This window comes from Gaoshiqia sediminis (assembly GCF_025907915.1).
GTDB lineage: Bacteria > Bacteroidota > Bacteroidia > Bacteroidales > Prolixibacteraceae > Gaoshiqia > Gaoshiqia sediminis.
Window position 1 is genome coordinate 1 of record NZ_JAPAAF010000042.1, and the last position, 22067, is coordinate 22067.

A 22067-nucleotide genomic window follows, 5' to 3' on the forward strand; every position below is an offset into this window, starting at 1 on the left:
GGGATTTAGGGGTCAGGAACTTGGGCTGGACTTACAATATGATAGTTCTGAAAAAACTCATAGGACTTTTTGGACAGCCTCTTACACGCCGGATAGAATCTGAAACGCCCCAAAACGGGAAACCTTGGTACGGTCACGTCACGTCGTGACCAACATGCTATTGCCCGGTGGAAAGCCCATATGAACTTATCCGGCATCTGCCGGAAACGCCTCAGGCAGTAGGCGTTTTTGAGGCGTGTACGCATTGAACGGGGAAACTGTATTTTAAAGGCGATTCCCCTGCATGTTGTCGGTTGTGGTTGTGTTTGGGGCCTTTTTTGCAAGGGGGCGGGGCGCAGCATGTCTTTGCGCGGGTTCATTTGGTAACTGGTGGTCTGTAGGTGATCTGACAGATATTTTTTCACGATTATTTGCTATCGGTTAATGCGTTTCAATTTAGGTTAAACGCCAGTAAATGAGTGTCGTGTTGGATGTTTGTGGATTTTGCTTCTATCTTTTTGTAGAAAACACGCAAAGAGTTTACATATCGGCTGTCATTTGCTTTATTTATCGGTTGATTCTTGGTATTTTAGGCTCAAATTTCTGAACCCAACACGATGAATACCTACCAAAAATTTCCCGGGCGGGATAAGTTTCGTTTCTTGGAGCAGGTGTATTTCTACTGGGATAATGGGCACACCGGGTTTGGATTGTTTAACCGTTCAACCGGCGAACAGGTTTATCCTGATGCCGTGCAAGCGATCATGAAAGCACTGGAACCGTAAACTTGCATATTAAATAACTGCTATAAAACGAATACCACAACTAAAACCATTCAACATGAACAGAGTAATTTCATTTGTGCTGATCAGCCTGATTGCCTTATCGTGTACACAAAAAAACTGGAGCGTGAGTCAGGACGGAGTCACTGTCTTTCCAACGAGAACCGCCGAAAACGGGGCCCGGTCTGTCCGGATTGTTCCGCTGGGCGAAGAGATTATCCAGGTGTCGGCGAGTGCCGATACCAGTTTCAGCACCGAACAGAGTCTGGTTGTGTTGCCCGGCCTTCAACCCGTAGCTTTTGAGGTCACCGAAGAGGGCGATCTGCTGGTGATTGCCACTGCCGAAACCCGGGTGAAGGTGTCGAAAACAACCGGTGAGGTTCAGTTTTTCGATGCCGACGGAAACCTCCTGTTGCGCGAAAAAGAACAAGGCGGCAAAGAGCTGGTGCCCATCCGGGTGGACGGTGAAAGCGGCTACAGCCTCCGCCAGGTTTTTGAATCGGCTGACGACGAGGCGATATACGGTCTGGGCCAGCATCAGGCCGACGAGATGAACTACAAAGGCCGGAACGAGGAATTGTTTCAGTACAACACCAAAGTGTCGGTGCCTTTTATCATGTCCACCAAAAACTATGGCTTGCTGTGGGACAATTATTCTTTTTCGCGCTATGGCGATCCGCGCCCGTACGGCCAACTCGACCAGTTTGTCCTCTTCAACAAAAACGGGGAAGAAGGCGGGCTGACAGCCACCTACATCGACGATACCGACCAGGGACATGTTTTTACCGAGCGGGATGAACCCACCATTGACTACGAAAACCTGGAAACGATCAGGAATTTCCCCGAAGGTTTCAACTTCAACCAGGCGCAAATTACCTGGGAAGGCAACCTGCAGCCCCGGGAGAGTGGTCTGTTCAACTTCCTGTTGTATTATGCGGGCTACACCAAAATCTGGATCGACGGGCAGCTGCTGGCCGACAAATGGCGTACGGCCTGGAACCCCTCGGTGGCTAAATTTCAGGTGGATATGAAAGAAGGACAACAATACCATCTGAAACTGGAATGGGTTCCCGATGGCGGCGTGTCGTACATTGGCCTGAAAGCTCTTTCGCCCGTGGCCCCGGATGTGCAGGACGACATTTCGTTCTGGTCGGAGATGGGCAAGCAAATCGACTACTACTTTGTGAAAGGCGGCAACATGGACGGGGTGATTAAAAACTACCGCCAGCTGACCGGCAAAGCCCAGGTGATGCCCAAATGGGCCATGGGCTTCTGGCAGAGCCGCGAACGCTACAAAACCCAGGCAGAACTGGAAGGAGCGTTGAAAGAGTTCCGCAAACGACATATCCCGATTGACAATATTGTAATGGACTGGTCGTACTGGGAAGCGGACCAGTGGGGCAGTCACGAGTTTGACAAAAAACGCTTCCCCGATCCAAAGGGAATGATCGATTTCGTGCACGACAACAATGCGCGCATCCTGATTTCGGTGTGGCCCAAGTTTTACTATGGCACCGAGCATTACAACGAGTTTGCCGAAAAGGGTTGGATGTACCAGCAAGCCATTAAAGACAGTGTGCTCGACTGGATCTCTCCGGGGTACCTCGGCTCTTTCTATGATGCCTACAGTCCCGGAGCCCGTCAACTGTTCTGGAAACAGATTGACGAACACCTGTATTCGCTGGGTATTGATGCCTGGTGGCTGGATGCCACGGAACCGGATATTTTGTCGAATGCCAGCGTGGAATACCGCAAGCAACTGATGAACCCGACGGCTTTGGGCACATCCACCGAATATTTCAACGCTTTTGCCCTGATGAATGCCAAGGGAATTTATGAAGGACAACGGGAGAAAAACCCCGACGACCGTGTGTTTATCCTCACCCGCTCGGGATTTGCCGGTATGCAGCGCTACGGCACCACCACCTGGAGCGGCGACATTGGCACCTGCTGGGAGGATCTGAAGGCCCAGATTCCGGCCGGGATCAACTTCTCCATGTCGGGCTTGCCTTACTGGACGATGGATATTGGCGGCTTTTGTGTGCAAAAGAAATTTGAACGGGCCAAAGAAGGATCGCCCGAAATGGAGGAATGGCGCGAGCTGAATACGCGCTGGTATCAGTTTGGCGCTTTTGTGCCGCTGTTCCGCGTGCATGGCCAGTACCCCTTCCGCGAAATTTACAACCTGGCGCCCGAAAGTCATCCGGCGTACAAATCCATGTTGTACTACAACAAGTTGCGCTACCGCCTGATGCCTTACATCTACAGTTTGACCGGGGCGGTTTATCACGACGACTACACCCTGATGCGCGGTCTGGCCATGGATTTTCCCGACGACCGGCGCGTGCACAACATGGGCGACCAATACCTGTTTGGCCCGTCGCTGATGATTTGTCCGGTGCACCAGTATCAGCAGCGCCAGCGCGAAGTCTATTTCCCGGCAAACAGCGGCTGGTATAACCTGTACACCGGCGAATATACAGATGGCGGACAACAGGTCAGCGCGGAAGCTCCCTACGAACGGATGCCCGTGTTTGTGCGCGAAGGTTCTATCATCCCCGTGGGGCCCGAAATTGAATACACCGGTCAAAACGAAGCTGCACCCATCGACCTGTATATTTATGGCGGTAAGGATGCCTCCTTCAAGCTCTATGAGGATGAAGGCACCAACTACAATTATGAAAAAGGCGGGTTTAGCGTTACGGCGCTGACCTATTCCGAAGCGGATAAAACGCTGACCATTCATCCGCGGCAGGGTGAGTTTGAGGGGATGGTGAAGGAGCGGGTTTTCCGCCTGAAACTGATTACCCGCGAAAAGCCGTTGGCCTTGCCCGACGAAACATCCGAAGCGGTGGAGGTAACGTACACTGGGCAGCAACAGGTAATCCAACTATAGTTTTAGCTGAATTTAAGTAAGGCGGGGCAGAACAGCTCGTCCGGCTTGTCGTTAAGCAAGCCCGGGCAGCTGTTTTGCCCCGTTTCCGTTTGCGTGAATAATGAAAAATGGTCTGTTTGGCCATTTCAACGCCGCATGACTGTCTATTTTGGGCGAAAACTGCCCTGGATAAGCATCAAAATGCCATATTCTCCGGTTTTTTGATCTTTTTTAGCTAAAATCAGCACTTTTTACCTCAAAATGGAGGGGAATGAGCTTACCAGAATGGAGAATGCCTCTACCAGAGAAGAGAATGAGCTTACCAGAGAGGATAATGAGGCTACCAGAGAGGATAATGAGGCTACCAGAGAGGGGAATGAGGTACCTAGAGAAGAAAATGACCTTCCTAGAGAGGAGAATGAAGCTCCTAGAGACGGGAATATGTCATCTAGCGGATAAAATGAGGCATCTAACGTGGAGAACACGTTAACTAGCGGCGGGAATGAGACAACCAGAATGGCGAACAAGACAACTAAGCAGGTGAATGCCTTAACTAGCCATTTTTTTATGATTCCGGTTGAAGCTGTTGAAAACTTTTGTGCACTTCCCGTAATTAACAGAAGATTTTTTGAATTGGATGTGGTAAATTTAGGGGTGGGAAAAAAGGAATACCGGCTCTAACCCATTTAAGATACACACCGGAACCGGAACAATATCGTTATATGTTGGCCCGGGAATAAAGAAATAAGTTTCATTATAAATATACAGAGACGTTACCACCAATTTTAAAAACCGAAGATGAGACATAAAAACCTAAAAATACTTTTAATCATTAATCTGCTTTTCTTGGCTGTGATTAGTTCTTTCGGACAACAAAAAAACACAGAGATAAAAGAAACTCAGATTAAAAAATCTCTCAAAAATATTGATGTGATAATCACTCAATATAAATCCTTAATTGAGTCACCAGATATTCCATATTGCAAAGCAAAAATTGAAATATTAAGAAATGGGAAGAAAATTGACTCAATTAACTTTTCGGAAATTGAACCTGTTGGAGGTCATTATGGACTATTGGTTTACAATGAAATTATAAATGACCATATTGTTATTTCAAAGTTTGGGGACTATGATGGACAAACTATCATTATAAATGACAAAGGAGAAAAGTTTCAGACAATTGGAGGCTGTGTTTCAGTTGACATTGAAAACGGACTTCTTTTTTCTATATATAATTCCGACTTGGCAGGTTTTAGCGTTTTTGACCTAAATAAGGACAAAGAGATTTTTAAAATGATGGATATTGACGACCGACCACGAGAATTTTTTAAATATTCAAATAGTCGTTTTCTGTATAAAGCAACAAATGACGAAACAGAAAAAGAGGCAATTTGGGAAATTGAATTTGATATGGACAGGATTATGCAACTTGATTTGACTGCTGAAGATATTAAAGGTAAAGAATTGAGAAAATTGTCTGATTGTAAAGAGATAAACGTTAATTGTGAATAAAAAACAGGTGGTAACAAAAGCTATATGTAATGCGGGGTTCAGCTGGTATTTCAACCGCAGTTCTTCGTGGCAACACCGCCAATTCGTCTTTGACGATTTGGCTATAAAAACAAAAATATGAATAAACGAATTGGCTCAGTGGCAGCCTGACTGTGAAGTATTTCAAAGTCCCGCACTCCACATAGCCAAACCGTTGCCAGTAATACAAAAAGACAATGCAGAACTATAATAAATATCAATTACCAAATCAGGAAGAGGATGCATTAATAAAGAATGCAATTATTGTATTTGATACTTCTTCCATTTTAGATTTTTATTACTATTCAACTCATACGCAAGAGGAAATATTTAAAACTGTTTTTAATAAAATAAAGAATCGTTTATGGTTGCCTTTTCAAGTGTATTTTGAATACATGAAAAATAGAGAAAAGGTAATGACTAAACCAATTGAGTCCTATAAGAATCTTTTAATAAAAAATAGCGGAACTAAAGATAGTGGGCACTTTGATGAAATATTATCAATTGTCAAGAAATTTCAAAAGGAAGAAGTAACTATAGCCAAAGGACAATTAAAGACACTTATTCAAAAGACGCAAAAGAATGATAAACATCCATATTTTGAAGAAGGCTATTTTGATTTATTAGAGAAGAGAATAGAATTACTAGAGAATTATTTATTGAAAACAGATAAGGAGCTTAATGAATTTAGACAAAAGCTTGAGTCTGATATAGAGAACAAGGTTAAGTTAATCGAATCAATAAAAGATAAAGACCCTGTTAAAGTCAGTATCGAAAAATATTTTAAAATTGGTCTAGAATTTAACTATACGGACTTAATAGAAATTATTAAGGAAGGGGAATTTAGGTACAAAAATGAAATTCCGCCTGGTTATGAGGATTTTGATGAGAAAACTGGATTTCAAAAATATGGTGATTTAATTTTTTGGAAACAAATTTTAAAATTTTCAGAAGAACAAAAGAAACCTGTGATTTTGGTAACAAATGATAATAAAAAAGATTGGTGGCATTTTGATGGTAACAGGAACTTGAAAATACCCAGACATGAATTAATCTCAGAATTTTTTTCTGTTAACGAAAATGGGTTCTGGATGTATAATTCAAACGACTTTTTATTCAAAATAAAGGAAATTTTAAAGTTAAAAATTGAAGATAAAGCACTAGAAGAAGTAAATAAAGTATATAGGGCAAAATCACATGAATTTGATGATTCTGCAATTGGAGACTGGATTTTCCACAATTATGATAGTGATATGATGTTAACTTTTGAAGGTAATGAAAAGGATGGGGGATTAGATTTTCTATTAGCGACAAAAGAAAGTAAAAACCATGGATTTTCAATTTATAAAGGTCGTGGATCAAGATATACATCACTTCTTAAGCCAATTCAAGCAATTTTATTTAAAAAGGAAAAAATTATTGAATCATATTTTTTAGAACGCTTAACACAGATTATTGTATGTCGTGATAAGTTACAAGCTGAAAGCATAGCCGCTCATTTAGTTCGAAAAAATCCAGCAAAACTTTTAAGACAAAATGAAAATGATTTTAATCTAATTATAGGCTATACCAATGAGGACGGTGACAAGTTTTACAAAATTGCAGACTCAAATGATGATACTGAAAAAACAAGTACTACTGGCAACACGCAATAAAAACCCCCTGCTCTTCCGGATATGCTAAAGTCGGCGGTTGGCTGGATCGGCAATCCTAATGAGCCCAACCTCCTGCTGGCGCTAATTTTCAATTTGTACCTTTTTTGATAATTTACTCATCCGATTTTTAAGGAAAAACCAAAACCTAAAAAAGAACCTTATGGAAACTGTTCTGATCACTATTTTTCTAATTACCGGAGTGTTAATCGTTTTGTATTACGTGCCTATTGGCCTTTGGCTTACAGCGATGGTGTCAGGCGTGCGCGTATCACTCATGGAGATCTTTCTGATGCGTTTTCGCAAAACACCTCCGGCCCTGATTATCCAGGCTATGATCATGTCGCATAAAGGAGGAGTGCCTTTAAGTCGTGACCAGTTGGAAGCCCATCATTTGGCAGGAGGAAATGTAACCAATGTCGTTCATGGTTTGATTGCTGCTAAAAAAGCAGGACTCAAACTAAGCTTTGACAAGGCCACGGCTGCCGATATACAGGGTGTTGACCTGCTCGAAGCAGTAAAAACCGAAGCTGTGAAGCGAGGAAAACAGGAGCCGATGTTTGAATAACCGATATTACAGACCTAATGATAACAACGAAAAACATTCAACTAACCGCATCTGAGTTTTTTAAAATTCTGTTGGTGACCTATCTCCATAAGAGAAAGTTTCTTTTGATGTGGATTTGGATACTGATCCTGATTTTGGCCCTAAGTGCCAGGGACGAGGTGAGTACTATTTTACTGTCTATTCTTTTGCTTTCCCAGATTCTGATAGTTGTTCAATTTTGGTATTTTGCCCGATCGAAAGACAATAAGCTATTTTTACTTGATCGTTATTACGAAATTGACGGGGAGAAACTTGTGGGCATTCTGGATGATGGCTCCTCAAGTGTAATTATGAATACGCTTTTTATCAAGGTGGTGCAAACGAAACATCATTACCTTCTGTACATTTCAAAGGCACAGTTTATTTATATCCCGGTAAGTGCGTTTCAACATAAAAGTGATCGGGAGTGGTTTAACGAGAATGTTGTACAACGAATTAAGACAAGGTAAATTGAGAGGTTGCCGTTCTGCTTGTACGAATTTGTAATTCGGTTATTTTGTGAATTTCACCTGCGCCTTTTCGTCATTTAACCGCTTAGCCGGTAATCGGCTTAGCGGTTTTCTCGCCCTGTCTGCCCCCAAACTCCCCCTTTGACTTAGCGAAGCGGAAACGAGAGGTGAGCTGTTGGTCGTTTCTAACAACAAAACAAGCCATGTGGTATCAAAAAAGGTTTACTTGTCCGGCACAGCTACCGGCCTGCGCCGGAATGACGGGAATGAGGAAGCCAGGCATTCGGGTGGCGCGATTTGTAATCGCGTAATATACAACCGGCGATTACAAATCGCCGCACCCATTAGCTCAGCTTGTTTTTATAATCTTCGTAACCAAACCGGCGGATAAGTTCGAATTCGCCGTTTGCCCGGATGATGCCGATGGACGGGTGCTGTACCCCGTTGAAGAAAGTGGTTTTCACCATCGTGTAGTGGATCATGTCTTCGAAGATGAGGTTGTCGCCTACTTGCAGTGCTTCGTCGAATGACCAGTAGCCAAAATAATCGCCGCTGAGGCAGGTGTTTCCGCCCATGCGGTAGGTCGGTTTTCCGTCAACCGGCTGCGAACTGGCGTAACGGATGCGCGGTTGGTAGGGCATTTCGAGGCAGTCGGGCATGTGGGCCGCGAACGACACGTTGAGCATGGCCGTTTTGATGCCTTTGTTTTCTACCAGGTCGAGCACGGAGGCTTTCAAAAAGCCGGTTTCCCAGGCAAAGGCGCTGCCCGGCTCCAGAATGACGTGCAGTTGCGGATAGCGGCTTTTCAATCCTTTCAGAATTTCAATGAGGTGCTCCACATCGTACCCTTTGCGGGTCATCAGGTGGCCGCCGCCCATGTTCAGCCATTTCACCTGTTTCAGCAGGGGACCGAACTTTTCTTCCACGGCAGCGAGGGTTTTTTCCAGGTCGGTGGAGTACGACTCGCACAGTGTGTGGAAGTGCAGCCCGTTGATGCCTTCGGGCAGTTTGCCGCCCAGTTGTTCGGCAATCACGCCCAGGCGCGAACCCGGGGCGCAGGGATTGTACAGCTCGGTTTCCACTTCCGAAAACTCGGGGTTGATGCGCAGCGCCATCGAAATATTCTTGCCCGACTGGCGCACCATCGGGTAGAAACGTTCGTACTGGCTCAGCGAGTTAAAGGTAATGTGGCTCGACAGTTGCATGATTTCGGGGAAGGTTTCCTCGTCGTACACCGGCGCGTAGGTGTGGGCGGGGCTTTTCATTTCTTCGGCGCAAAGTTTGGCCTCATGCAGCGAGCTGGCCGTGGCCCCGGTAATGTATTCGCGCACTATGGGGAAGGCGCTCCACATGGCAAACCCTTTGAAAGCCAGGATAATTTCTACTCCCGAACGTTCGGCCACCGATTGAATCAGTTCCAGGTTTTTCCGAAGTAGGTTTTCTTCCAGCACATAGCAGGGAGACGGGATTTCAGGGTATTCAACGCGCATGGTTTGCCAATTTAAAAGTGAATGATTTCGTGTAAATAAAAACGGTTGAAAGCTTTTGGCTGCCGACCAATGCTTTCAACCGCAAATATGCTAAATATTTTTAGAGAATCCGTTTCAGCTCTTCTTCCAGGTCGCGACGCAATTCCTCGCTGGCGGGGTAGAGCGGCAGGCGCACCACATGACTGCTTTTGCCCATAATTTCCATCAGCGCTTTGATGCCCACAGGATTGCCTTCGCGGAAAATCAGCTTGAACAGGTCGATCAGTTGCAGGTGCAGTTCGCGGGCTTCGGCATATTTGCCGTCGTTGGCCAGGTGAACCAAATCTGCCAGTTGTTTGGGCAGGGCATTGGCAATCACCGAAATCACGCCGATACCGCCCACGGCAATCACCGGGAGGGCCAGCACATCGTCGCCCGAGATCACTGAGAAATGATCGGGACCGTGCTTTACCATCCGCGCCACCTGCGACGATTCGCCGGAGGCTTCCTTGATGGCCACCACGTTGGGGCAGGCATTGGCAATGGCTACCGAGGTGGCGGCATCCATGTTTACGCCGGTGCGCGAAGGCACGTTGTACAGCACCACGGGCACCGGACTGGCTTGGGCCACCAGCTTGTAGTGCTCAACCAAGCCTTGTTGCGACGGGCGGTTATAATAAGGTGTTACCGACAAAATCCCGGCGATGCCGTCAAAGTCGGTTTCTTCCATGCATTTGATGATTTTGTAAGGATCGTTTCCGCCCATTCCCAGCATGAGGGGCACCCGTTTGTTGACTTTCGATTTGATACATTTCACTACTTCCTTTTGCTCATCGGCAGAAAGGGTAGGGGTTTCGGCAGTTGTTCCCAATGCCACTAAATAATCCATGCCGCCCGAAATCTGGTCGTCCACCAGTTTTTCCAGGGCATCGAAATCAATTGAAAAATCTTGTTTAAACGGAGTGATCAGGGCAACGCCCGCGCCTTTAAAAAGGTGTGTCATGCGTGTTTTGTTTATTTTATTTTATCCAAATAATGGGTCAGTTGCGCAACCAGAAAACTCGGTTCCCGGCGTTTGCTGACATCGATACTGAGGTCGAAAAAATCGGGTTGGGCTTCCGACCATCCTGCTTTAAACGAAGCCCGCGAAAGTGCGCGTATCACCTGTGCCTGTACCGACGAAGACATGCTGAGGTCGATCAGCAAATCAAATTCGGTATTCAGGAAATCGGTCAACACACTGCTCTTGGGCATCCCCCAGAAACTAAAGTCATTATTACTGATGCAATTGGCCAAATTGTCTGCCGAACCAGCGATAAAACACAGCTCGGTGCATTTGATGTGCTTTTGCGACAAGGTCTTTTTCAGGTCCTCGAAAGCGGCCCGGTCTTCGCAATTAAAAACGATCCCGGCGGTTTTTGCCGAATCCAGGTTGACGAACTTTTTGTTTCGCCGGATGGATTTTACCTTTCGGTTGACCAGCCAATAAACCAGTTGTTTTTTTAGTCCCATAAAATGACGGCAAAAATAAGAATTTGTTTATGAAATAGCCCTTATTTTAAAAAAAGTAATCCTGAAAATCTCTTTCCTATTTTAAATTGAAACCGGAAATGCTGAAATAATTCGTTATTGTAATTTCAGCCCGGTCGAATCTGTTATTCTATCATTTTCAGGAAATCCTCTTCCGACAAAACCGGAACGCCCAGCTTTTCCACTTTTTCCAGTTTGGAGGGGCCAATGTTGCTGCCTCCAAGCAGATACGAGGTTTTTTTCGAAATCGATCCGACATTTTTCCCGCCGTGCTTTTCGATCAGGTCTTTTAGCTCGTCGCGCGAGTATTTTTCAAAGGTACCCGAAATCACAATGCTCAACCCTTCGAGTTTGTTGCTGCGTTCACTAATAACGGATTGATCGAGCTCAAATTGCAGGCCTTTCTCTTTCAGGCGGCGGATTATTTCCAGGTTTCGGATGTCCTGAAAATAAGCCAGCACACTTTCGGCAATGCGGCTGCCAATTTCATCGATAGCGGTTAACTCTTCCAGGCTGGCTGATTGAAGAGCATCGATGCTGACCAGTTTTTGTGCCAGTTTTTTGGCCACGGTTTCGCCTACAAAGCGGATGCCCAGCGCGAACAGCACCCGTTCAAACGGAACGTTTTTCGAATTTTCGAGGCTTTTCAATATCCGCTCGGCCGATTTTTCGCCCAGGCGTTCCAACGGGACGAGCTGGCCGGCAGTGAGTTCGTACAGGTCGGCGATATTGTGGATCAGTCCTTCGTTGTACAACAATTCGATGGTTTCCTCACCAAGTCCGTCAATATCCATCGCCCGGCGACTGATGAAATGTTCAATCCGGCCTTTGATCTGTGGCGGACATCCTGTTTCGTTGGGGCAGTAGTGGGCAGCCTCGCCTTCGCGCCGCACCAGCTCGGTGCCACATTCCGGACAGTGAGTGATGAAGCTGATTTTTTGCGCCATCGGGTGCCGCAGCGACGCGTTTACATCCACAATTTTGGGGATGATTTCGCCGCCTTTCTCCACAAAAACCACGTCGTTGAGGTGCAGGTCGAGCTTGTTGATGATGTCGGCATTGTGCAGCGAGGCGCGCTTCACGATGGTGCCGGCCAACAGCACCGGCGTGAGGTTGGCCACCGGCGTTACGGCGCCCGTCCGACCTACCTGAAAACTCACCGACTCGAGCGTGGTGCTCACTTGTTCGGCCTTAAATTTATAAGCGACAGCCCAGCGTGGCGATTTGGCCGTGAAGCCTAGGTTGTTCTGCAATCGTCTGGAGTTCACCTTGATGACGATGCCATCCGTGGCCACGGGCAGGTTAAAGCGTTCGTGGTCCCAATGGTTGATGTAGTCGATCACCTCGTTGATGGTGGCGCACTTGCGGATGTGTTCGGATATTTTGAAGCCCCAGCGTTTGGCATGTTGCAAGCTTTCGTAATGGCCGTCGTCGGGAAGGTTTTCGCCCAGCAGATAATAAAAATAGGCATCCAGTTTGCGCTTGGCCACTTCCGACGAGTTTTGCATTTTCAGCGTGCCACTGGCCGCGTTGCGCGGGTTGGCAAACGGAGCTTCGCCAATTTCCTCGCGGGCTTGGTTCAGCTCGGCAAACACGGCAAAAGGCAGCAGCACTTCGCCGCGGATGTCAAACTTCTCGGGGTAGTCGGTTCCGCTCAGTTTTAGCGGGATGCTGCGGATGGTGCGCACGTTGGCCGTAACGTCGTCGCCCTTTTCGCCGTCGCCCCGGGTAACGGCCCGCACCAGTTGTCCGTTTTCGTAACTCAGACTGATGGAGGTGCCATCAAACTTCAGCTCACACACAAACTCGTACGGCTCGTCAATTTGCCGCTTGATACGCTGGTCGAAATCGCGCAGTTCGCCAAGGGAATAGCTGTTCGAGAGCGACAGCATGGGGTACTGGTGTTTCACTTGCACAAACTCCTGGTTGATGTCGCTGCCCACGCGCTGGGTCGGCGAATTTGGGTCGAAAAACCCGGGGTGCTCCGCTTCCAGCTTTTCCAGTTCCTTCAGCTTCATGTCGAACTCGAAGTCGCTGATAAGCGGCTGCGAAAGTACATAGTACTGGTAATTATGCTTTTCCAGTTCTTGGCGGAGCTGGTCTATTTGCTGTTTGATTGCCGTTTTGTCCATCGAAAAAAATTTGCCCTAAATTACAAAATCCGGCGGGAATGAGGGCCAATCAGCAGGTAACATTATTAACATCGGTAAGGTGTGAATGATGGATATACTCCTATTTTGATTTGTCACTATAGTATTCGGTCTTCCTTTTGTTTTTAAATTCCCTTCAACTTGTTGTTATAGATTTCGTAAACCGGTTTGTTAGGATACCTGCGTGCTTTTTGATGTGTTTCTTCCAAAATGTGTTTTTAACGAAAAAAAATATGAAATGGATCTTGCTGAAGAAAATTCGACTTTACATTCCGGTAGATTCCTGTTTTTATGGTTGTTGGTATTGATGATGGTTGGCTTCTCGTGCCAGCAAGATGAAGAATGGTTTGAACCGGAAGTGGATACCGGGCAGCAAAATGTTTTAAAGAACATTGAAATATTATCGCCCGGGGAATTTAAAGGTACTTATTCGGGTGGCGAGTGGACGATTAAACTTCCAGAAGACTGGAATAGTTCGACTACGCCTTATCTGATATTCTATGCGCACGGGATGGTTGATCCTGTTCCGTACGAACCGGTACAGCTCCCGAATGATTTTATTGGCGGACAATCGGTTGCCGATATTGTCACCGGGATGAATATGGGATACGTGGCAACGAGCTACCGCGACAATGGCCTGATTGTTTTGGAGGCGGTTGAAGATGTGAAAAATTTGGTGGATGTGGTCAATCAGTTCTTTTTCGATCACACAGAATATTCACCTCCCGTTTACCTTTTCCTGGGCGGACCGTCGGAAGGTGGCCAGGTTACGGTGAAGACGATTGAAAAATACCCCTATTTATTTGACGGGGCAATTTCGATTTGCGGACCGATCGGCAATTATTACAACCAGTTGCAATACAATGGCGATTTCCATGTTTTGTTCAACTATTTCTTTGGCGCCGATTTGGCAGCCTTGGGCATTAACCTGGGAAGCCCGCTCGGTGTTAATCCGGCACTCATGGCAGCCTGGAAAGCCAATTTGATACAACCGGCAATTCTGGCTGTGCTAAGCAGCAATCCGGGCAAAGTCCTCGAGTTGCTGAGATGCGCTAAAGTTCCGGTTGATGTAACCGACGATGATGCTGTGGGCACAGCCATACTGGAACTCCTTCGGTTTAATATCATGCTGACCAACAATGTGATTGAGCACATGAACGGCGTGCCTTACAATAATAAGTTTAAGTGGTACAGCGGTTCATCGAATGACAGATTACTGAACCGGACGGTAGAGCGGATTTTGGATAAAACATACCACCGGGCCAAAAACACGGTGAGAAAATATGAAACCTCGGGTGAAATTGCAGTGCCGCTGGTTACGATTCACACAACGGGCGATCATGTCGTCCCCTTCTGGCACAATCCGCTTTACCGGTTGAAAGTGTTTGTAAGCGGAAGCAGCCTGTTGCATACCGGCATTCCGGTTGTTGAATACGGACACTGTACGATTGACGAAACCCATGTGATGGCCGCGGTGGCCATTATCATCACCAAAGCTACCTTAATGGATAAGTTTGAAATTGCAAGTACGGCATTCAAGTCGGACCATCAACGACAGGCTTTTAAAAAAATCCTGAAAGAGAATGCTGTTGATGTTGAATTTGATTAACGACGTGTTCCCGATAGGGGTATCCTGACTTTCTTAGAGTCTTTTAATAGCGAAGACATGCTGCTGTCGTAGTACGGAAAAGTTGAGAGGGGTAGGTTCTCATTATCCAGGCGGTGTACTTTTTGCACTGTCTGGGATTAATCCCGCTAAGCTCGAAAGCATTTAATCCTTCACCCGGCTAGAGGTACCGGTCTTTGCCAGTCAGTGCCTGGCATTTTTTTATCTGCAGCATTAGCCGAAGCTAAAATTCCGAAGTACCTGATTTTTATTTTCCAGCGTTTATTTCGTTTCAAAAATCATCAGAAATGAGGATTGAAATTGGGTGCCCGGGGGTTGTAACTTTATATCAGATAAATCGGTCTGAATTGTAGCTGAACAGGCGAAGCTGTGGCAGTCATCTTTTAATTGGGATGATTTTATCTGTTTCGCGGGAGGATAATTTTTCTTCCGGAACCAAAATGTACGCAATGTTCCTCCGCCTGCCAATGCTACTGACGAGATTATATGATGTGGCTTTATATCCGACCAGATCGATAACCTGTTTGATGACCTGGCCGAAAAATACAACATATATCGCCTGCTACTACTGGAGTCATACGATGGGCAAAATCCGTTTGAAGTCCTTGCAGTAACGGGAAAAATCGGGGTGTTGCAATTTCCCGCCGGACACTCTGATGTGGGGGGATGGCCCATTTGCAACAAATCCGGAGTCAGATATGCGGGAGTTGGCAAAATGGCTTACCCAAAAGCGAAACGTGTTTTTGGCAAATGATGTAAAAAGGATTATACTGGCCCTGGCCGGTGTCCGCGAAAAAACAGCATCAATAGGACAGGAAAAACAGGGGACGGGTACCGGTGCAGGGCTCAGTTTTACAAAACCTGGTAAGGAGGCTAGCTGGGGCGACAAGTTTACAGAAACTGAGGATATTTATGGGAGGATAAAAAATGAACCATCACAGCAAGGCAGATACCATCAACATTCTGGTTGCGCCCGAGGCTGAATCGGCAGGAATTGGCGATTACCTTGCCCCGAGGCCGATAAAATTGAAAACACTGAAGCAAAACCTGGAAATGTTCACCAAACAGTTGGGTGAAATTATTCCAGAAGTTCCGGGTTATGGCGGCTACGAACTGACCGATATTTCGGTGCAGGTAAACATTACTGCAGGCGGCGAACTTCAGTTGGTGGGTCTGGTAAAAGGCAAAGGCGAAATCACCGGCGGCCTTACCCTTACGTTCCGGAAAGAGCCATCAAAATAAACAAGAAACGTTATGGCCAATTATGCGGTACTTGTCGGGGTGAGCAATTATTACGATCCTCAGATTATAGATCTCCCTCATGCCGGGTTTTCTATCAGGCGGTTGAGCGAGGTGCTCGTGGCAAAAGGTGAATTCGAACTGTCTAAGATGCTTCTGATAGCGGATGACCATGAAGGAAATGATTATTTGAAAATGCCATACAAGTTTCCGGTTATTTCAACTTTATTGGATTTAGCTCACAAGTGGCCCATCCAAAAGGACGACTTTTTGTTGTTTTACTTCATTGGTCATGGTTACGGGTCGGTAAAAGGCGACCAGATTTTGCTGAAGGATACCTGTTTCCGATATCTGGAAGAGACGGCACTTTCGGTCGGAGTGCTGACCAAATTGGTCCGCCCGATCCGGGCGATGCGAAAATTGCTTGCATTTGACTCCTGCCGGAATGAAGTGGAAGGGACTTTGGGGACACACGAGAGCCTGGGAAAGTCACGGATTGATGAGTTCATCACGTTGTATGCTTGTAAGCCCGGGGAACTGGCCTACATTCCTTATAATGATAAATTACCCTTACTGACCAGCGCTTTCATAGATGCCGTGGAAGATAAAAATTGCCTCAGCATTGGCAATATGTACAACCTGGTATGCGACAAAGTGAATGCCCGATCGTCCCAGATTGCAGCCTGGCAAACTCCCGATTTGTGTGCCGGCGGAAAAGAACTGGACAGCATCGGGTTTCTTTCCAGGGCGCCCCGGAATGTTCCCGATGTTCCTGAGGGATCGGGCTTTGAGCAGGAGATTATACTGACAAACCAGGCGCTCCACCTGCTATATAAAGAAAAATACCCTCACCATGCACCGAGTTATGCGCCATTTATGAATGCCGCCAAGGAACTGAAGAACTGGCAACAAAAGCTTGATCGGAAAACCTTCAGGAAAGTGGCCTTCAACTTGTTGGGAAAAGGCGAAAACGCTGATGTTTACACCGTATCATACATGGTGCGATGGGGTTCGGATGCCACCATGTTCAGGCCTTTAATTGAGTCCCTGGCTGCTGAAAAATACCGGGGCACTGTGGTTTGGCAGGCCCTGGATGCCCTGGAAGTCATTTTAAGAAATGAACAAGTCGCAAAATGGCTCACTGTTGACGAAGAATTAAAAGCCATCCTGATAAAGGCATTGTCGCGAAGCGCCGGGGAACATCCTACCAGGAAAGGACAGCCTTTTGCACCCAGTGTGGTTTGGGGCAAAATACTGCAAATTTGCAAAAGGGCCGATGTGCCGTTTCAGTCGGTTTTTTCACCCGAAGCTTTAGCCCAATTGTGATATTGTTGCATGGTAATCAAATCCCAACGAACACAAGGCTGTATCCCGATATTGTAATGATGATGTGAAAAACTTCCTGGTTGATGAATAAGCCACATAGTTACCTGTTTGTTAAAGTGTTGTTGCTGGCCTTCTTCTTGTTGCTGTTCAATTCGTGGCTGGCCTATCATGTGGGAAACAACTTTATCGAAACCTATTTTGCGAATGGGGTTCTGGTGTTTTTCGGTTTTGTCAGCTTTCTGACAAAGTACCTGAGAAAAGAACAGGAGGAAGAAATAGGCGAAATCTATTCTCGTTGGTTGTCAGCTTTTCTGAACTTTCAAGTGATTGCGGGCTTGTATGTGCTGTTCTTCATGGCAGGCTGCTTTGTTTCCTCTGTACATATTGAGAGCAACAATAACCAGCCAAAGGCCCACATAGTTTTGCAGGCACAAGAAAAGGAAAATAAGCAGGCTGCAACACTGGAGCTGAACGAAAAATCCCCCACCGCTAAAAAGACGGTGCTCACCATTCCTTTTGGACGTACTTTTCTGCTGACCACACGGGGGTTTCAGCCCTACCGGTTTCAGGTCTATCCCTGGGTGGGGAAGCGCATTGTCCTGGAAAACGACCTTCAGGTTTCGCCTACGGTGGTGGTCCGCGTGAGACCCGAAAATTTTGTCCAGCTTACCCGGGCAAAAGTTAGGATTCAAATCAACGCGAACGAACCCAGCGTAGGTTCGGTTGAAAGTCATGCCGTGATTGTTGTTGGCCAAATTCCCGAAATCCCTTCGTCGTATTGCGAGCGGTGGCACAACGAACTAAAAGGCATTTACCGTGATGATGTGATCATATACAGCTATTTAAACCGGTGGTGTGCCGACGAGCCTCTTTTCCTTCAAGCGGATTTGCAACCTTACGACAGCCTGCGTATTGAGCTGACTTCACGTGATGGGGACGTTTTTGCAACCAGCCACGGAATGGTGGGTACCGATCCGTTTCTCGAATTTAAATTCAAAACCTTGCAACCATGAAACTGAAAATTGCCCTTATTGCTTGTCTGTTTCTGGTATCATTCCGGTTATTTGCCGAAGACAAAAAAGCGATACAGCTGAAATTCAAAATAACGGAGCCGCAATACCGTATTTTTTACGGGTCGGAGATTGGTGATATCGAGAAAGAGTGTTCTGTTTTGATGACAGGACTACTCAACAAAAGTTTTGGTTTTTTCCGTTTTACCGAAAATGAAAAGCCGCATGTGTTGCATGTTGAACTGGCAGATAGCGAGCGGAATGCGAGTTCACATCCGGGGCTAAAAGAAGTGGGCTTTAAACTTTCCCTGAAACAACAAAGCGGTCTGGGAAGCGAGGAGCCGGTTTATTGGGTTTTTCGTCCGGTAGAACGTTTTATCGAGTCGCTGCCGGATGTGAAGGAAAATATCATTAACGAGATTGTCCAGGTCTTCAGGATTGGTTTGCTGAACAATAAAGAAACCTTGGTGAGGAACATTTTCAGCAAAGTGGAGGTGGCCGACGATTTTTATTTCGTTGAGGACAAAAAGTTATACATTATCCCGCTATCGGAAAAAGAATCCAACATTGCCCGGCTAAGCCTTTTTGTGTTGATCAGTCTCATTCCTGATGATTTGATCCAGGCCATTCCTTTGTATGATACCACGCAGGTGCTGGGCCCGATAAAAAGCAAGGCCGAGGCAATTGCAAAGTACCATTTGCCGGCCACCTACCCGGAAGGCAGTCTGGCTCTGAAAAAGCTTTCAGCAGCAGAACCCGGCTTTTCAGTCAACGTGTCGTCTGCCGATACGGTGGAAAAGAAGATTTATATCCTGAAGCATCTGCCTCTTGTGAATACCGATTTGGAAGTAGTTACGCCGGAAACATTTTTCAGCACTGTAAATCCTGAATGAAATGAAAGCACGATGGTTACAACAAACAGCATGGTTGCTGTTCTTAATTGGACAGCCTGGTTTTATTCAGGCACAGGAACCAGTTTCATTCCGGCCCGATTCGGTTTGCAAAGTTGCCTTACAGTTACCGTGGAATGAAGGGATATCGATGCTAACCGGCAATGTTGATAACTGTGGTGAGGATTCAACCTGCATGTTGAAAATATACTTTACGGCCGGCTATATTTGCCAGCAGGCAGCCACTGCCGAAAATGCACCGGCTTTGCTGGAACGTTCGTTTGCTTTTTACATGCAGGCGCACCAGGCCAATCCGTCAGATATGGCGGTAGTCAACAACCTTTTTCTGGTGAGCAAAGCGCTGGGGAATACCGATGTTGCCCTGGAGCTGCTCGACCAGGCTATTGAACTGGACAACCGCAACAAATTCAGATACTACGTCAACAAAGGCGATTTGCTTTTTGATAACGGAGATTTCAGCAAGGCACTGTCTTTCTATCAACCTGCCTTCTTTGCCAATACGAATAACGAAGCGCTTGGGTGGAAAATCTTTCAATGCTATTCACAATTAACCGAGCCACAGAAACGCATTGAAGGGCTTGTTACTTTCGCCGAAAAGCTTTTTGAACTGGGAGCAAACCGGTTGGCAGCCGATGGCTTTATGCTTGCCTTGCACCACGCGTTACAGGTGAACGACCAATCCGGGGCCGTGCAGGCCTGTGTTCGTTGGGCCGAAATCATTTCAACTTATGACGGGTTGACTGAAAGTTATGCGCGTGAACTTCCCGATACGGCTTCGTGGCCGCATCGTTGCAATAGCGAACTTCAGAAAATCTTGCATCATTCATTTAAGCATACGGATGAACTGAAGTGGTGGATGGCAAGCGATTATCGCCAGCATATTACGGCCTCAATCATGTTGAAGATGGAATCATCCATGCTCATGGATGGAAAGCCGGACAAGGCTGTTCAGTTGCTGGAAACAGCCTTGGAGATTGCCCCTGAGTTTTACCGGTACAACGATCCGTTGCTCCGCAAGTATTTTCCGGCAAAAATGGGCATTGCCATCGAGCTGTCCCGCTTGTATAACCGCTATCCCGAAATGGACCTGGACGGCGCCAAATACGACGCAATGATTATGGAATTGTTCAACAAAAAAAGCGAACATTACCTGCAAAATGATATCGAATCCATCCAACGGTCGCACACGATGCTGGGACTGATTTATGCCGACCGCGATGTTTGGACATCCTCGTGGTATGCCGGGAACGGCATTTTTCAACTTACCCGTGCCATCGATTTTCAGAAAAAGCTGGAAGACAAGGATCCGGAGAAGTTTAAGCCGGTGCCGTCCTTATATCAATTGCTGGCCAAGGGATATCGGAAAACAAATCAACCGGAACAGGAGTTTCGGGCTCTGGTAAATGCAGCCATCGGTTATCTCGATTTGGACAACCTGACCGTAGCCGATTCCATCTTGCGCAGCGCGGCCAATTCTCCTTACCGCGACTCGCAATCATCGCAGTTGCTTAAAGAGTTGGGATGGATCACAGGGCTGAGGTTAGGGCTTCGGAACGGTACGATCGATGTCGCAAACAGTCCGGTTGACGAACTGGAGAAGACGATTGTTGAACATCCTTTGTTCAAGGGGACAGCTTTTCAAAACGATCCTTCGTTCCTGAACCGGCAGCGGTTTAAATTCCTGGCTGATCTGGGAGAGTTTTGCACCGAAGAAAACGCTTCCTATAAACTTCCGGTATTCGAGATCAAAGCGCTTGACTATATCAATCGGGAAAAGGCACTGGGTAACTACCAGGATATAAACCGACTTTCCCGGATTGAAGGGAAGTTTGCTGCTAGCCTGGGACCGGAGGATGTCATCCGGCTCAGACCGCTGCGGGGAACTGTTTCTGCAACCGATGAAACTACTTCTTGGTCGTTGACCTCCGGTGGCTATCAAACCCGGATTGTGGCCAGTCCTGATTTGTTCATTGCCGGAAAGGTGTACGAAAATATGGCCCGCGAAAATGAAAGCATCACAATTGAGACCCTGGAGCAAATTCAAATCAGGCAAGGTAATGTGTATATTCCTTACGGTGCGAAGGAGACAGAAAAGATAAACGGGAACACGCTGCGGCAAATAAAGGGGGTAACCGATGTCCGTATTGTTCCGAAAACCAGGTAAAATGTTTCTATTTTTCACTTTAATGATTTCGTATGAAAAACATCATTCAGGTAGCAGCTGCCGAACTGGGCGTTCTCGAATTTTCGGGGGCGGAGCATAACCCGGTCATTGTAAAATACGCCAAAGAGTCCGGTTTCACCCACATTACGGACGACGAAACGCCATGGTGCAGCATTTTCATCAATTGGTGCTGTAAAGAGGCCAACTTGCAACGCACCCATAAAGCGAACGCCCGCAGTTGGCTGTCGGTGGGCAAACCGGTTGACGATCCTGTTCCCGGCGACATAGTGGTGCTTTGGTGCGATAATCCCAACTCGTGGACTGGTCATGTGGGACTGTTTTTTGGCTTTTCGCGCGATAAAAGCCAGGTTTTTGTGCTGGGCGGCAACCAGCGTAACAGTGTGTCCGTCCAGGGTTTCGATTCAGCGAAGATACTTGGCTTCCGTCGTCTTGCAGCTTCCGGTAACCTCGAAATTCCTAAGCCTGGCCTGAAACTGGACAGCAGGGGGGAGGAGGTGATGAAACTCCAGCGGGTACTCATTGACCTGGGCTATAACTGTGGCTCTATCGACGGGGTTTTCGGGCCGCGCACCGAAGCCCAGCTGATCGCTTTTCAGAAGCAGGCAGATTTGCAGGATGCGAATGGCGTTTATGAGCAGAAAACTAAAAACAAGCTGGAAAGTATTTTTCAAAGTTGAGGTCACTGACCTGTTGTTGTTTTCGTTATCCCTTCTTCCATAGATTGTTGGAAGATGGAAAACGGCAAC

At 46.6% G+C, this 22067-nt stretch carries 18 protein-coding genes; 14 read left to right on the forward strand and 4 right to left on the reverse strand.

Annotation, left to right across the window (positions count from 1 at the left end):
- The first annotated feature begins 596 nt into the window (after positions 1 to 596).
- The 7 genes from N2K84_RS17640 to N2K84_RS17670 all read left to right on the forward strand — a co-directional run bounded on the left by N2K84_RS17640 (position 597) and on the right by N2K84_RS17670 (position 7874).
- Positions 597 to 764 carry a hypothetical protein gene (locus N2K84_RS17640; RefSeq protein WP_282593157.1) on the forward strand — a complete coding sequence of 56 codons (168 nt, stop codon included), beginning with the start codon at positions 597 to 599 and terminating at the stop codon, positions 762 to 764.
- Positions 765 to 819: 55 nt separating this feature from the next.
- Entirely contained in the window at positions 820 to 3657 is a 2838-nt protein-coding gene (locus N2K84_RS17645) for a TIM-barrel domain-containing protein (RefSeq protein ID WP_282593158.1), read from the forward strand.
- Between the two features lie 250 nt (positions 3658 to 3907).
- On the forward strand, positions 3908 to 4126 hold the full coding sequence (locus tag N2K84_RS17650) for a hypothetical protein (protein ID WP_282593159.1): 219 nt from the start codon (positions 3908 to 3910) through the stop codon (positions 4124 to 4126).
- A gap of 308 nt (positions 4127 to 4434) precedes the next feature.
- Entirely contained in the window at positions 4435 to 5148 is a 714-nt protein-coding gene (locus N2K84_RS17655) for a hypothetical protein (RefSeq protein ID WP_282593160.1), read from the forward strand.
- Positions 5149 to 5363: 215 nt separating this feature from the next.
- The gene (locus N2K84_RS17660; RefSeq protein ID WP_282593161.1) at positions 5364 to 6821 is read left to right on the forward strand and encodes a PIN-like domain-containing protein; all 1458 of its coding nucleotides are present in this window, start codon (positions 5364 to 5366) and stop codon (positions 6819 to 6821) included.
- Positions 6822 to 6981: 160 nt separating this feature from the next.
- Positions 6982 to 7386 carry a flotillin-like FloA family protein gene (locus N2K84_RS17665; protein WP_282593162.1) on the forward strand — a complete coding sequence of 135 codons (405 nt, stop codon included), beginning with the start codon at positions 6982 to 6984 and terminating at the stop codon, positions 7384 to 7386.
- Between the two features lie 107 nt (positions 7387 to 7493).
- Positions 7494 to 7874, forward strand: a complete 381-nt coding sequence (locus N2K84_RS17670; protein WP_282593163.1) for a YcxB family protein — start codon at positions 7494 to 7496, stop codon at positions 7872 to 7874.
- A gap of 344 nt (positions 7875 to 8218) precedes the next feature.
- On the opposite strand, the gene nspC is transcribed toward N2K84_RS17670, so the two are convergent.
- The 4 genes from nspC to ligA all read right to left on the reverse strand — a co-directional run bounded on the left by nspC (position 8219) and on the right by ligA (position 13005).
- Positions 8219 to 9364, reverse strand: coding sequence for a carboxynorspermidine decarboxylase (gene nspC, locus N2K84_RS17675; protein ID WP_282593164.1), 1146 nt, complete (start codon positions 9362 to 9364; stop codon positions 8219 to 8221).
- 100 nt (positions 9365 to 9464) lie between these two features.
- Positions 9465 to 10346 carry a 4-hydroxy-tetrahydrodipicolinate synthase gene (gene dapA, locus N2K84_RS17680; protein WP_282593165.1) on the reverse strand — a complete coding sequence of 294 codons (882 nt, stop codon included), beginning with the start codon at positions 10344 to 10346 and terminating at the stop codon, positions 9465 to 9467.
- An 11-nt stretch (positions 10347 to 10357) separates the two neighbouring features.
- Positions 10358 to 10855: a DUF6913 domain-containing protein gene (locus N2K84_RS17685; protein ID WP_282593166.1), complete on the reverse strand. Its 498-nt coding sequence runs from the start codon at positions 10853 to 10855 to the stop codon at positions 10358 to 10360.
- A 143-nt stretch (positions 10856 to 10998) separates the two neighbouring features.
- Entirely contained in the window at positions 10999 to 13005 is a 2007-nt protein-coding gene (gene ligA / locus N2K84_RS17690) for an NAD-dependent DNA ligase LigA (protein ID WP_282593167.1), read from the reverse strand.
- A 256-nt stretch (positions 13006 to 13261) separates the two neighbouring features.
- Between ligA and N2K84_RS17695 the strand changes: the two genes are divergently transcribed.
- The 7 genes from N2K84_RS17695 to N2K84_RS17725 all read left to right on the forward strand — a co-directional run bounded on the left by N2K84_RS17695 (position 13262) and on the right by N2K84_RS17725 (position 21998).
- Positions 13262 to 14632 (forward strand): hypothetical protein, encoded by a 1371-nt coding sequence (locus N2K84_RS17695; RefSeq protein ID WP_282593168.1) that lies wholly within the window; start codon positions 13262 to 13264, stop codon positions 14630 to 14632.
- Positions 14633 to 15577: 945 nt separating this feature from the next.
- Entirely contained in the window at positions 15578 to 15892 is a 315-nt protein-coding gene (locus tag N2K84_RS17700) for a Pepco domain-containing protein (protein WP_282593169.1), read from the forward strand.
- Between the two features lie 12 nt (positions 15893 to 15904).
- Positions 15905 to 17215: a caspase family protein gene (locus N2K84_RS17705; RefSeq protein ID WP_282593170.1), complete on the forward strand. Its 1311-nt coding sequence runs from the start codon at positions 15905 to 15907 to the stop codon at positions 17213 to 17215.
- Between the two features lie 83 nt (positions 17216 to 17298).
- A complete protein-coding gene (locus tag N2K84_RS17710; protein ID WP_282593171.1) occupies positions 17299 to 18228 on the forward strand; it encodes a hypothetical protein in 930 nt (309 codons plus the stop codon).
- On the forward strand, positions 18225 to 19118 hold the full coding sequence (locus N2K84_RS17715; protein ID WP_282593172.1) for a hypothetical protein: 894 nt from the start codon (positions 18225 to 18227) through the stop codon (positions 19116 to 19118). Before N2K84_RS17710 ends, N2K84_RS17715 begins: the two co-directional genes overlap by 4 nt.
- A gap of 1 nt (position 19119) precedes the next feature.
- Complete coding sequence (locus tag N2K84_RS17720) at positions 19120 to 21300, forward strand: tetratricopeptide repeat protein (RefSeq protein ID WP_282593173.1); 2181 nt, start codon at positions 19120 to 19122, stop codon at positions 21298 to 21300.
- Positions 21301 to 21332: 32 nt separating this feature from the next.
- Positions 21333 to 21998 (forward strand): C40 family peptidase, encoded by a 666-nt coding sequence (locus N2K84_RS17725; protein WP_282593174.1) that lies wholly within the window; start codon positions 21333 to 21335, stop codon positions 21996 to 21998.
- Positions 21999 to 22067: the final 69 nt, after the last annotated feature.

Bases quoted from the DNA above. Each gene is read 5' to 3' on its own strand.
- N2K84_RS17645 (WP_282593158.1), top strand. From the start codon at position 820: ATGAACAGAGTAATTTCATTTGTGCTGATCAGCCTGATTGCCTTATCG.
- N2K84_RS17725 (WP_282593174.1), top strand. From the start codon at position 21,333: ATGAAAAACATCATTCAGGTAGCAGCTGCCGAACTGGGCGTTCTCGAA.
- N2K84_RS17710 (WP_282593171.1), top strand. From the start codon at position 17,299: ATGAATAAGCCACATAGTTACCTGTTTGTTAAAGTGTTGTTGCTGGCC.
- N2K84_RS17660 (WP_282593161.1), top strand. From the start codon at position 5,364: ATGCAGAACTATAATAAATATCAATTACCAAATCAGGAAGAGGATGCA.
- N2K84_RS17665 (WP_282593162.1), top strand. From the start codon at position 6,982: ATGGAAACTGTTCTGATCACTATTTTTCTAATTACCGGAGTGTTAATC.
- N2K84_RS17640 (WP_282593157.1), top strand. From the start codon at position 597: ATGAATACCTACCAAAAATTTCCCGGGCGGGATAAGTTTCGTTTCTTG.
- N2K84_RS17715 (WP_282593172.1), top strand. From the start codon at position 18,225: ATGAAACTGAAAATTGCCCTTATTGCTTGTCTGTTTCTGGTATCATTC.
- N2K84_RS17705 (WP_282593170.1), top strand. From the start codon at position 15,905: ATGGCCAATTATGCGGTACTTGTCGGGGTGAGCAATTATTACGATCCT.
- N2K84_RS17655 (WP_282593160.1), top strand. From the start codon at position 4,435: ATGAGACATAAAAACCTAAAAATACTTTTAATCATTAATCTGCTTTTC.
- nspC (WP_282593164.1), bottom strand. From the start codon at position 9,364: ATGCGCGTTGAATACCCTGAAATCCCGTCTCCCTGCTATGTGCTGGAA.
- N2K84_RS17720 (WP_282593173.1), top strand. From the start codon at position 19,120: ATGAAAGCACGATGGTTACAACAAACAGCATGGTTGCTGTTCTTAATT.
- N2K84_RS17700 (WP_282593169.1), top strand. From the start codon at position 15,578: ATGAACCATCACAGCAAGGCAGATACCATCAACATTCTGGTTGCGCCC.
- N2K84_RS17670 (WP_282593163.1), top strand. From the start codon at position 7,494: ATGTGGATTTGGATACTGATCCTGATTTTGGCCCTAAGTGCCAGGGAC.
- N2K84_RS17650 (WP_282593159.1), top strand. From the start codon at position 3,908: ATGAGCTTACCAGAATGGAGAATGCCTCTACCAGAGAAGAGAATGAGC.
- dapA (WP_282593165.1), bottom strand. From the start codon at position 10,346: ATGACACACCTTTTTAAAGGCGCGGGCGTTGCCCTGATCACTCCGTTT.
- N2K84_RS17695 (WP_282593168.1), top strand. From the start codon at position 13,262: ATGGATCTTGCTGAAGAAAATTCGACTTTACATTCCGGTAGATTCCTG.
- N2K84_RS17685 (WP_282593166.1), bottom strand. From the start codon at position 10,855: ATGGGACTAAAAAAACAACTGGTTTATTGGCTGGTCAACCGAAAGGTA.
- ligA (WP_282593167.1), bottom strand. From the start codon at position 13,005: ATGGACAAAACGGCAATCAAACAGCAAATAGACCAGCTCCGCCAAGAA.